The 12,438-nt window shown below is 54.3% G+C and carries 7 protein-coding genes and 2 pseudogenes; 7 read left to right on the plus strand and 2 right to left on the minus strand.

What is annotated here, in order from left to right; all coding sequences use genetic code 11:
• Positions 1 to 33 precede the first annotated feature (33 nt).
• Together ACMAUO_RS09535 and ACMAUO_RS09540 are read left to right on the plus strand one after the other, a co-directional pair.
• Positions 34 to 117: pseudogene (locus ACMAUO_RS09535) on the plus strand (STN domain-containing protein); the annotation flags it as partial.
• 105 nt (positions 118 to 222) lie between these two features.
• Positions 223 to 2,319 carry a TonB-dependent siderophore receptor gene (locus ACMAUO_RS09540; protein ID WP_420357247.1) on the plus strand — a complete coding sequence of 699 codons (2,097 nt, stop codon included), beginning with the start codon at positions 223 to 225 and terminating at the stop codon, positions 2,317 to 2,319.
• A gap of 497 nt (positions 2,320 to 2,816) precedes the next feature.
• On the opposite strand, the gene ACMAUO_RS09545 is transcribed toward ACMAUO_RS09540, so the two are convergent.
• Positions 2,817 to 3,770: a FecR family protein gene (locus ACMAUO_RS09545; protein ID WP_420356670.1), complete on the minus strand. Its 954-nt coding sequence runs from the start codon at positions 3,768 to 3,770 to the stop codon at positions 2,817 to 2,819.
• An 89-nt stretch (positions 3,771 to 3,859) separates the two neighbouring features.
• Positions 3,860 to 4,363 carry an RNA polymerase sigma factor gene (locus ACMAUO_RS09550; protein WP_420356671.1) on the minus strand — a complete coding sequence of 168 codons (504 nt, stop codon included), beginning with the start codon at positions 4,361 to 4,363 and terminating at the stop codon, positions 3,860 to 3,862.
• 227 nt (positions 4,364 to 4,590) lie between these two features.
• On the opposite strand from ACMAUO_RS09550, the gene ACMAUO_RS09555 reads away from it, so the two are divergent.
• The 5 genes and pseudogenes from ACMAUO_RS09555 (at position 4,591) to exbB (ending at position 12,437) form a co-directional block, all read left to right on the plus strand.
• Positions 4,591 to 4,938 carry a helix-turn-helix transcriptional regulator gene (locus ACMAUO_RS09555; protein ID WP_420356672.1) on the plus strand — a complete coding sequence of 116 codons (348 nt, stop codon included), beginning with the start codon at positions 4,591 to 4,593 and terminating at the stop codon, positions 4,936 to 4,938.
• A complete protein-coding gene (locus ACMAUO_RS09560) occupies positions 4,925 to 6,229 on the plus strand; it encodes a type II toxin-antitoxin system HipA family toxin (protein WP_420356673.1) in 1,305 nt (434 codons plus the stop codon). The genes ACMAUO_RS09555 and ACMAUO_RS09560 overlap by 14 nt, the downstream gene beginning before the upstream one ends.
• A 754-nt stretch (positions 6,230 to 6,983) precedes the next feature.
• Positions 6,984 to 9,485, plus strand: a complete 2,502-nt coding sequence (locus tag ACMAUO_RS09565; RefSeq protein WP_420356674.1) for a TonB-dependent siderophore receptor — start codon at positions 6,984 to 6,986, stop codon at positions 9,483 to 9,485.
• A gap of 716 nt (positions 9,486 to 10,201) precedes the next feature.
• Entirely contained in the window at positions 10,202 to 11,449 is a 1,248-nt protein-coding gene (locus ACMAUO_RS09570) for a PepSY-associated TM helix domain-containing protein (protein ID WP_420356675.1), read from the plus strand.
• A gap of 247 nt (positions 11,450 to 11,696) precedes the next feature.
• Positions 11,697 to 12,437 (plus strand): annotated as a pseudogene (exbB, locus tag ACMAUO_RS09575) (tonB-system energizer ExbB).
• Position 12,438 lies beyond the last annotated feature (1 nt).

Raw genomic sequence — 12,438 nt, forward strand, 5'->3', positions numbered from 1 at the left:
AACGGGGGCCATCTCTGTCCCGGCGTTAGCGGTAGGCTGACGCCTGCTGATGCACTTTCCCGTTTGCTGGCAGGAACGGGTTTTACATATCGCTTGTCGGAAGGGCATACGGTAACGCTCGTTCCGGCATCTGCTAACATCACGCTTGGTCCGGTCCGTGTCGGTGGAACTATGAAGCAGGACCCCACCGGCCCTGGCGTGGGTTACGTAGCCGACACCACAATGGCTGGAACGAAAACGGACACACCATTAGCCGAAATTCCAAATTCAATCTATGTTGTAAATAAACAACTTATGATTGATCAACAACCTCAGAGCGTGCAGCAAGCACTCCGTTATACGCCTGGTGTTTTTGCGGAAACGTTTGGCACATCAGGCAATGGCGCCTCGAGGGGGCCATCCAACGGCATCATGCAAAGAGGTTTTGCCACTACAGAGTTTGTCGACGGCCTGATGACAACATCATCTAGCGCAGGGGAAACCGCTTTTGTTGAGCGCATTGAAGCGGTCAATGGTCCGGCTTCGGTGATGTACGGACAAGTCGCGCCGGGTGGAATGCTTTCAATAGATTTGAAAAAGCCCACAGATACACCGTTACATTCGGCATCGTTAGGGTTTGGGAACTGGGGGCGCTATGAAGCAACATTTGATATTAGTGACAAGCTTACTAAGTCTGGGAACGTAAGGTACCGTGTTGCAGCTATCGGTGTCACGCAAGGAAGCCAAACAAACTACGTCGATTACCACCGGGTGGGTGTTCTGCCTTCTATTACATGGGATGTTGATAATAAAACGTCTCTCACTCTCTTGGGAATGTATATGTATACCCCAGGGAATGGTATTTCTACAGAGTATCCTCTTTCCGGCACTCTCATTTCCAACGGCCAGACTAGGATATCTCGAAGTGCATTTTTCGGGCTACCAGGATGGAACACTGCAGGCACTAAAGATGCGATGTTTGAATACCAATTTAAGCATAATTTCAATAAATACATTAATTTTAGTCAGGTATTCCGCTGGGAGAACAGCCAATATAATATGAAGACCTCGTATTTGAATGCGGGAGCAAGCACTGAACAAGGCAATGTCACGGCGTGGACCCCGTGGCTCTTCAATACTAACCAAACCACATCAAGCCTCGATACACGCCTATTCGGAAAATTTAAAACTGGTCCGGTTAGTCACACGTGGGTCATTGGAAATGATTTTCGTAACTTTAATTACCCACAATATTTTCAGTATGATTTGGGATCTAGTAATTTGATTAATTCATATAATCCACAAGCGTATCATAGTTCCTTATCATCTTGCTTTAGTTTTTCAAATACATCATGTTTCACTTTTGGTGATCGTCAAGAATTAAGTTATTTTCAAGATGGTCTGTATTTTCAAGATCAGATAAAATGGAAGGGCCTCTCTGTTTTGCTAGGAGGCCGTCAAGACTGGGTCAATTATTCACGGAATAGCGTCATAAATTACAATGTCTACGGAACAAAAATGTCTAATAATAACGATGCAGGTAGTGAACCGCAAAGTGCGTTCACTTGGCGCGCGGGCATTATCTATAATTTCGATTTCGGCCTTTCTCCTTACTTCAGTTATTCTACATCGTTCGTTCCGCAGGCAGGATCAACAAATTATCTTGGCCAGCCATTCGCTCCATTGACTGGTAAACAATTTGAGGCTGGTCTTAAGTATAAATTTCCGAACAAGGACATTCTTTTAACAGCTTCTGCATTTCATATTGACGAAAATCACTATCTCATTAGTGACCTCACTCATTCAGGCTTTAGTGCTGACGCTGGTCGAGTTGTATCTCAGGGTTTTGAGGTATCTGCGAATGCTAATATTACACGCGATTTAAGACTGGTTGCGTCTTATAGTTATACGGATATAAGATTTGGAAAGAGCAACGTAACAGATCAGCGCTACAATCCTTATACTAAATCATATTATGGGAATGCTCTCTCGGAAGAAGGGATGTCGGTTCCACAAGTGCCGCGTAATATGTTTTCTATTTTTGCCGATTATACGATGCCACAGAATGTAGCTAAAGGGTTTGGCCTCAATTGGGGATTGAGATACGTCGGATCTACATATGCTGATAATGTTGAATCTTTTAAAACGCCATCTTATGTTTTGTTTGACCTCGGAGCCCACTACGATTTCGGTGCAGTGTCGTCTTCTCTTCGTGGGTTGAAAGCACAAATCTCTGTTTCAAATTTGACAAACAAATATTATTTAACAGCATGCTCGACTTCCCTTTGTTATCTTGGCCAGGGACGGCGTGTTTATGGAAATCTGACATATAATTGGTAAAACTTACTGCCAGAAATTACACTGAATTTCCTTATTTCGATTCAATGTATTGCCCCTCGTCTCAGCGCCAAAGTCGTGGGGGAGCCTCGCTATAGGTTTCTGGAGGCATCCCATGCAAAAATCATGGGTTGCTCCCTCCAACACTTGAGTGGCGAACCATGCCAACCCCGTGGGACGGTGTTGTGCAATATCCGTGACTTACGTTGGCGCGCATTAGACAGTCGCTCACCACCCAAACTGAGAGCAAATTTCGGCCTGACCACAAGACATTACCCGTCGTCCCCATGCCAAATTCGTGTTGTCTACGCCCTGCAAGATGCGTGAACCTGACCCTGCAAGATCCGTGTAGTGCCCCATGCCAAACTCGTGGAGTGGGGCTGTGCAACATTCGTGATCTGGGTGTGCAACATCCATGAGGTCGCGCTGCAAGTCCCGTGATGTGACAGTGCCAGATACGAGATGGGATTAACCCGAGCCGTGCGGCATTCTTGCCTGGATCATGCTCTCCTGAGCACCACGATATGACCCGGCAAATGAACGATTTTCATGCCCGATGTCGCGGCAATGGTCGAGAGTGCTTCGTCAGGCTGGTCGATGCGAAACACACCGCTGATCCGGCTGGCGGCCGGCGCGTCTCCCCAGACATAGACGGCTCCGTGCCGATAGCGGGAGATGGCCCGCACGGCCTCGGCGAGTGTGGCATTGTCCAGTGTCAGATCACCGCGCGACCAGGCGGCGATGTCATCGGGGCTGATGTCTCTCTCGACCGGAAAAGTAGTGCCATGGGCGTAGGCAAGGCGCTCGCCTTCACGGAGCCGGACGGCCACGGAATGGGTAGAAGGCGTGTAGACATCCACAAGGCCCTGACTGACGCTGACCGTGACATGCTCAGGGGCATCCCGCACTTCGAACACCGTGCCGACATCTTCAATCCGCCCGTCCTGATCCGTCACGCGAAATGGCCGGTCGGCATCATGGCGAATCTTGAAAAGGGCATTCCCCTGTAGCAGGGTGATGTCCCGATGATGGGCCGAATAATGGATGGCGATCGCGGTATCGCTATCGAGAATGGCTTCTGAACCATCGGTCAGCGCCACGGTCTGAATGGTCGTGCCGGTCCACTGGTCGGCCTGGAGCCATGTCCTGAATGACGGGGCATACAGAAAAATGGCGGCCGATGCGGCAATGGCTGTGAGGGAAAACAGCCCGGTTTTCAAAGTCTGTTTTCGACCCATGCGCGTCCATGAAGCCTGCACGGCCTGATCCTGAGCGGAGGAAATACGGAGTGCCCGCCAGAGCCTGCGTTCCTGCTCGAAAACCGTATTGTGGTCCGGGGACGCCGCGCGCCATTCACGAAATTGCGCGAGTTCTTCCTCGGTCATCTCTCCCGATGCCATGCGCACGATCCAGTGCCGCGCGGTGTCCGAGATGTCAGGCTGTGTCCGGGTCACGTTGCATCCATGGCTGTTTCGCCGCTCTCAACTGTAAGACGGCTGGAAACCACATCTTTATACTGGCAGGTCATGGTTTAAGGAAAATATCAGTCTTCCCGGACCGTGGCTAACAGGTCGAGCGCCCGCTGCACGTAACGGTTGATCAGAGACACCGATTTGCCCGAACGGCGGGCGATTTCCGTCTGGCTCAGTCCATGGAAGCGATTGAGACAGAAAATGGTCTTCATGGGTTCGGGCATGGTTTCAATCATGCTTTCCACCATAGCCAGCCTCTTTTTCCCGGCCAGTTGCTGTTCGGCGGTCGGGCTGTCGTCCTCAAGCCAGAGCAGGTCGTGAATGCTGTCCTGCACGTCTTCACGGCGGGACAGGCTGCGCGCGTGATCAATCGCCAGATTGGAAGCCAGCCGATAAAGATAGGCATGCGGGCTGAGGATGACCGCCTCGGGTTCAACACGCTGGATTTTTTCGAACAGGGACTGAACGGCGTCTTCTGCGGCTTCGCGGTTCTTGATGATCCGGTACATGAGGTGAAACAGCGAAGGCCGTTCTTTCATCATCAGGGTCGTCAGGGTGGCGATGTTATCCTGCATGTCATAGGGTCATCCATGAAATTCTCATTGCCTGTAGCATTGTTAAGAATAGTTCGCAATATTGGGATGATGGCATGACCGTCATGTGCGACTGTGTATTTGTCCTCCAGAGCATACTTTAAGCTGATGAATGACTGTCATAACGCATAGGGCATGCGCGATTGGGCGGTCATGCGTGCACCATAAAATGTCTGCCAAAGCACACATTATCTGCTATAAGGTGCGTCATGAAAGACAATGCCAGCAGTGTCACACGCCATCTGTCCCGGAGTACGAAAGCGGCGCTCCAGCTTCTGGGTGCCGAGGTGTCCGTGATGAGGAAACAGAAAGGCTGGTCGGAACAGGAGCTGGCCACGCGCGCGGGCGTCTCACGCGCCTCGCTGCGGGCGGTGGAGAAAGGGGAAGCCACGGTGCAGGTCGGGATCGCTTTTGAAGTGGCGATCACCGTCGGACTGTCGCTGTTCGGAGGGGAGGACGCCATGGCGCGGCAATGGCAGCATGAAACCGAGCGCCTCGCCCTACTGCCTCAACGCATGCGGGCCAGAAGCGCCGGTCAGGTGAATGATGACTTCTGAGGCCCGGATCACCCACTCCGGTCAGGACGCATTCGTCTGGATCTGGCTGCCTGGGGCTACGGTTCCGGTTGTCGCTGGCAAGGTGTACCGCACGCAGTCCGGAGCGGATGACTATCGCTTCCTGTACGGGCAGCGCTATCTGGCCAATCCAGACGCCATTTCGCTGTATGACCCCGATCTCCCCCTCAGGGCGGGGGAACAGGTTCCGCCCGGACAGCACAATCTGGCACCCTGTCTTCGTGATGCTCTGCCAGATGCCTGGGGGCGTCGCGTGATCATCAGTGACCTGACGAGTCTGAAAAGGGCAGGGCTGGAGACGACCGAGGCCGACGAGCTGACATTCATGCTCCGGTCTGGCTCGGACCGGATCGGGGCATTGGACTTCCAGACCAGCGCCAGGGAGTACGTCGCGCGCGGGGAGGAATACGCTTCGCTTGAAGACCTCCAGAGGCTGGCCGACATGGTGCAGTCCGGCGAGCCTATATCGCCGGTCCTGGACAGGGCAGTCCTGCATGGCAGTTCGATCGGTGGGGCGCGGCCCAAGGCATTGCTGACGGACGGGGATCGCCGCCTTATCGCCAAGTTTTCCGCCTCGAACGATCCGTTCGGCATGGTCAAGGCGGAATTCGCCACCATGCGCCTCGCCGCGAAGGCGGGGCTGACTGTGGCGCATGTCGATATCGAGCATGTGCTGGACCGCGATGCCCTCATTATCGAGCGCTTCGACCGGCTTCCGGCCGGGCAGGGACAGACGGCACGGCGCGCCATGGTTTCGGCCCTGACATGGACGGGGGAACAGGAGATGACCTCGCGCCACGTGAGCTATGTGGAGCTTGCTGAAATCATCCGCACACGTTTTTACGATGCGGCAGCGGATCTCCGTGAGCTGTTCCGTCGCCTGACGTTCAACATCCTTGTCGGCAATACCGACGACCATTGCCGCAATCATGCCGCCTTCTGGAACGGTCGGGATTTACGCCTGACGCCTGCCTACGATATCGCGCCCCAGATACGCGGCGCGGCGGAAGCCAATCAGGCATTGCTGATAACGGACAGCCACCGGGAGTCTCGCCTCGTCCACGCGCTTGAGGCGGCACCGGCCTTTCGCATTGCCTCGGAACAGGAGGCACGTCGGATGATCGACGACCAGATCGGTGTCATCCGGGCCAACTGGTCCAGCGTCTGCGACGATGCGGGTATGACGCAGGTGGAGCGCGAGTTTTTCATGGGGCGTCAGATCCTCAATCCCTATGCTTTCGAGGGGTACGCGGCCTATCCGGGCTTTCTCTGACAGGCGGTTGCAGGAGGGGAAAAACGACCCAAACCCCCTTGGCCCAGAGTTACTCCAGCGGAGAGAGCCGTCTGGCGGTCGTGGATTTTTACATCGCCCAGATTCAAAAAAAGCCTGTTGCAAATCGGGGACAGGTAACGGGCAGATAGGGCAGCACGCGGCACACCGCGGAGTTTGTGCCGCCGCACGGAGCCTCCGGCGTCACGCTCACCGACGGTGCTCACCCCGCCGGGCGGCGCAGGTCCGGCAATATCATGGATCTTGCACACCCCAGGTCCACGCGTTTGGCATGGGGCACATCACGTATCTAGCGCACCCAAACCGTACGAATTTGCCATCGCGCCTACTCATAATACTTTGTTTTCACATGACAACTACGCTTCGGTTTCAGGACTATTCCCGTCCTCGGTTTCCTTCCCTCTTCCGGCCCTTTCCTCGCGGCCCATCACACCCAGCACGCCGCTCCGTCCGAACGCACCCGCCGGACCAGAAGCGAGGCAAAACCTCCCACGCGACCCACTGGGAGGAGAGGGCGGGCACCCCACCCTTGGCGACCTGGCGCACCCGCCGCCATAGGCCCGCAAACAGACCAGTGTGAAAAAAGACCGGCACAGGTGTGGAGACCTGCGCCGCCGTGTCGTCTTCCCTTTTATGACAGTCTTTGAGAATTTTTCTCAATTGCATATGGGAGCATCGTTCACCAATGGGTCACACATTGCGCCACCGGTCGGCGTCTGTTGCAGGGGTCTGCCTCATGACCCTGCTGGCTTCAAGTTGTCTCTCCGGGCTGATGACCCAGGCCGCAAAGGCGCAGACGGCGTCCGCCAGTACCGGCGCGACCCGGCATTTCACGATCGCGGCGCAACCCCTGCGCACGGCCCTGCACCGGTATCTGGAGCAGTCCGGCGTTCAGGTCGCCTATCCGACGGCGGATGCGGGCAACGTCCGGGCCGCCGCTGTCGCGGGAAATCTCACGCCTCAGGAGGCCCTGTCCCGCCTGCTGACAGGGACGGGCCTGACTTGGCGCGCCACGGGGCCGAACAGTGTGACCCTTGCGAAATCATCTGCAAATATCACCCTTGGTCCTGTCCGCGTGGGCGGGACTGTCGCGCATCAGGATCCGACTGGGCCTGGCGTGGGGTATGTTGCGACGACGACAATGTCGGGTACCAAAACAGATACCCCAATTACGCAAATCCCAAACTCGATTTACGTTATCACCAAAGACCAAATGATTGATCAACAAGCTCAGAGCGTGCAGCAAGCACTTCGTTACACGCCTGGTGTTTTTGCGGAAACGTTTGGCACATCAGGCAATGGCGCCTCGAGGGGGCCATCCAACGGCATCATGCAAAGAGGTTTTGCCACTACAGAGTTTGTCGACGGCCTGATGACAACATCATCTAGCGCAGGGGAAACCGCTTTTGTTGAGCGCATTGAAGCGGTCAATGGTCCGGCTTCGGTGATGTACGGACAAGTCGCGCCGGGTGGAATGCTTTCAATAGATTTGAAAAAGCCCACAGATACACCGTTACATTCGGCATCGTTAGGGTTTGGGAACTGGGGGCGCTATGAAGCAACATTTGATATTAGTGACAAGCTTACTAAGTCTGGGAACGTAAGGTACCGTGTTGCAGCTATCGGTGTCACGCAAGGAAGCCAAACAAACTACGTCGATTACCACCGGGTGGGTGTTCTGCCTTCTATTACATGGGATGTTGATAATAAAACGTCTCTCACTCTCTTGGGAATGTATATGTATACCCCAGGGAATGGTATTTCTACAGAGTATCCTCTTTCCGGCACTCTCATTTCCAACGGCCAGACTAGGATATCTCGAAGTGCATTTTTCGGGCTACCAGGATGGAACACTGCAGGCACTAAAGATGCGATGTTTGAATACCAATTTAAGCATAATTTCAATAAATACATTAATTTTAGTCAGGTATTCCGCTGGGAGAACAGCCAATATAATATGAAGACCTCGTATTTGAATGCGGGAGCAAGCACTGAACAAGGCAATGTCACGGCGTGGACCCCGTGGCTCTTCAATACTAACCAAACCACATCAAGCCTCGATACACGCCTATTCGGAAAATTTAAAACTGGTCCGGTTAGTCACACGTGGGTCATTGGAAATGATTTTCGTAACTTTAATTACCCACAATATTTTCAGTATGATTTGGGATCTAGTAATTTGATTAATTCATATAATCCACAAGCGTATCATAGTTCCTTATCATCTTGCTTTAGTTTTTCAAATACATCATGTTTCACTTTTGGTGATCGTCAAGAATTAAGTTATTTTCAAGATGGTCTGTATTTTCAAGATCAGATAAAATGGAAGGGCCTCTCTGTTTTGCTAGGAGGCCGTCAAGACTGGGTCAATTATTCACGGAATAGCGTCATAAATTACAATGTCTACGGAACAAAAATGTCTAATAATAACGATGCAGGTAGTGAACCGCAAAGTGCGTTCACTTGGCGCGCGGGCATTATCTATAATTTCGATTTCGGCCTTTCTCCTTACTTCAGTTATTCTACATCGTTCGTTCCGCAGGCAGGATCAACAAATTATCTTGGCCAGCCATTCGCTCCATTGACTGGTAAACAATTTGAGGCTGGTCTTAAGTATAAATTTCCGAACAAGGACATTCTTTTAACAGCTTCTGCATTTCATATTGACGAAAATCACTATCTCATTAGTGACCTCACTCATTCAGGCTTTAGTGCTGACGCTGGTCGAGTTGTATCTCAGGGTTTTGAGGTATCTGCGAATGCTAATATTACACGCGATTTAAGACTGGTTGCGTCTTATAGTTATACGGATATAAGATTTGGAAAGAGCAACGTAACAGATCAGCGCTACAATCCTTATACTAAATCATATTATGGGAATGCTCTCTCGGAAGAAGGGATGTCGGTTCCACAAGTGCCGCGTAATATGTTTTCTATTTTTGCCGATTATACGATGCCACAGAATGTAGCTAAAGGGTTTGGCCTCAATTGGGGATTGAGATACGTCGGATCTACATATGCTGATAATGTTGAATCTTTTAAAACGCCATCTTATGTTTTGTTTGACCTCGGAGCCCACTACGATTTCGGTGCAGTGTCGTCTTCTCTTCGTGGGTTGAAAGCACAAATCTCTGTTTCAAATTTGACAAACAAATATTATTTAACAGCATGCTCGACTTCCCTTTGTTATCTTGGCCAGGGACGGCGTGTTTATGGAAATCTGACATATAATTGGTAAAATTTTACTGACGTAAAACTGTGTCAACTTTCCTTATTTAGCTTCAAAAGCCTCCCGCTCGCTTCCATGCCAAATTCAAGGGGCAGTCTCGCGGCAAGGTGCGTGGGTTGCCCCCGGCAACATTCGAGGGGCGAGCCATGCCAACCTCGTGGGACGGTGCTGTGTAATATCCGTGACTTACATTGGCGCGCATTAGACAGTCCCCCACCACCCAAACTGAGAGCAAATTTCAGCCTGACCACAAGGCGTTACCCGTCGTCCCCATGCCAAATTCGTGTAGTCCACGCCTTGCAAGATGCGTGAGCCTGACTCTGCAAGATCCGTGTAGTGCCCCGTGCCAAGCTCGTGGAGTGGGGGTGTGCAAAATGCGAGAGCTGTTCGTACAAAATTCGTTGGGCAGAGGAGGCGGTTTTCGCAAATCTTTGTACAATATTCATCGTACGCTTTTGGAAGTAGATATTTTGTGTGTTTTCAGGGTGTGAACGCACTTTGGATAAGAAACCAAGTCACCAGAAAAAATGAAAATATGTTCCTCCAGATCGTCTTAGAGAGTGGGACCTGCTTTCAGTCCGACATGGAACACCCTGCGGCATATGATCGCATGGATGCACATGTCGCGACTGGATAGGTCAGGAGCGAAGAGCAAAGGATCTGGTTTTGCGTGCATTTGATATTTGCGACTCACTCTTACACGCATTTGTGAGCGCGCGGTTTCCATGACCACCCGCGCGCTTCGTCGCTGGTTTGTGGTCCATAAATGGACGAGCCTGGTCTGCACGCTGTTCCTGCTGATCGTGTGCGTGACCGGCCTGCCGATGCTGTTTTCGGAGCAGATATGGGACATTTTCGTCGGCGATGATGATCCACCCTATGAGGTTCTGCCGCTGGGCACGCCAAACGTCAGTCTCGATGTCATCGTCGAGAAGGCGCGTGCGCTCTATCCTGGGCAGATCATCACCAGCGTCAATCCCGACGATGACGAACCTGCCGTGCTGGTCTCCATGGCGCCGAGCTGGCAGGCGCTAAAGGACGACGAGAACCATCCCGACCGTCATTCCGGTCACTGGATCAAGTTCGACGCCCGCACGGCCAAAATGCTGAAACAGTCCCGCCCTGCCGACGCCCCGAAAGAGCCGCGCACCTGGACCGGCGTCATCCTTGGCACCTGCACGCGCCTGCATATGAACCTGTTCGCGGGCCTTCCCGGTGCGCTGTTCATGGGCACGATGGGCGCTGCCTTTGTTGCCTCGCTGGTGTCCGGCACAGTGCTGTACGGCCGTTTCATGAGGCGACTGCCGTTCGGATCGGTCAGGCGCGACCGAGCCTCGCGCCTGACATGGCTGGACCTGCACAACCTTCTGGGTGCGGCGACGCTGGTCTGGGCGACGGTGGTGGGCTTTACAGGGCTGGTCAATGAACTCCAGACGCCGCTGTTCGGCCTGTGGCGCGTGACCGATGTGCGGCAGATTTTGCGCCCCTACGCCAACCTGCCGGTGCCGTCGCAGGATCATCTCTCCTCCGTGCAGGCCGCGTTCGATACGGCGGCAAAAGCAGCACCCGGCAATGAGGTGACCGGCCTGTCTTTCCCCGGCGCCTCCTTCGGCAGCCCCGTGCATTACGTGCTCTGGACCCGTGGTGCGACACCGCTGCGGGCGCGTCTGTTCACGCCAGTTCTGGTCGATTCCCGGACGGGCGAACTGACCGGGGCGTATCCCATGCCGTGGTATCTCCGCTTTCTCGAAGTCTCCCGTCCGCTGCATTTCGGGGATTACGGCGGGATGCCGCTGAAAATCCTCTGGGCGCTGCTGGATATGGTGGTGATTGGGGTGCTGGTCAGCGGGCTGGCGCTGTGGGCGGGCAAACGGAAAATCGCCACCGACGCCCGTCTGCGGGCGCTGGGTTACGAACTGGATGATGCGGACGATACGGCTGTTCCTGTCCTGACGGCGGGGGCAGTCCGATGAACGCTGTCTCTCCTAATTTGCCCGTCTCGCCTTCGCCAGATGTGACCCCGCGCTCTTCCGTTGCCATCTGGCCGTGGCCGATCGGGCTGGGTTTGCTCACTGCCTTCGGCCTGCTGTCCGCCCTGCTGGGCCAGCATGGCGTCTGGCTGGCGCTGTCATGGACCGCCCTTTCCATTCCTCTCATCGTGACGGTCGCCTGCGTCCTCCGGGCATGGTGCCGCACACCGTCTGTCAAAGGAGGTCAGTCATGACCCCGATTTCATTCTCCCCATGGGAGATGTTCCTCAACGCCGGTCCCGTCGTCCGCCGCGTCATGATCCTGCTGGCTGTGGCCTCGCTGCTGACCTGGACCATCTTCATCGCCAAGTCGGTGGAACTGCTGCGGGTGCGCCTGAAACTCCAGAAGGCCGAGCAAGCGTTGGAAGAAGCCAATACGCTGGACCTTGGCGAGGAATGGACGCGAGGGAATTCGTCTATCGCCCACACGCTGGTCATGGCGGCCGAAACCGAACGCAAGCGCTCACAGGACATCCCGGATGACAGCGACGGCCTGAAAGAGCGCATCGTCCTGCACCTTGAGCGGTTGGAAGCCGCTGAGGGTCGCCGCCTCATGCGTGGTACCGGCCTGTTGGCCACCATCGGCGCGACGTCGCCCTTCATTGGTCTGTTCGGCACGGTCTGGGGGATCATGACATCCTTCACCGGCATTGCGGCCAGCAAGGCGACCAGCCTCGCCGTGGTCGCTCCTGGCATTGCCGAGGCCCTGCTGGCGACCGCCCTCGGTCTGGTGGCCGCCATCCCGGCGGTGGTGATCTACAACCATCTCGCCCGCCAGACGGCCTCGTGCCGCGCATAGGTTGCCGACCTCACAGCGCTGGTCATGCGCCTCGTCTCGCGTGATCTCGGCCGTATGCAGGCCCTGACCGCCAGCGGACAGGTGGTGCGGTTGGGTGCGTCGCGTGACGCCCGCACAGTCGCCGGGGAGTAGG

It is taken from the genome of Gluconacetobacter brunescens (assembly GCF_048695475.1).
Taxonomy (GTDB): domain Bacteria; phylum Pseudomonadota; class Alphaproteobacteria; order Acetobacterales; family Acetobacteraceae; genus Gluconacetobacter.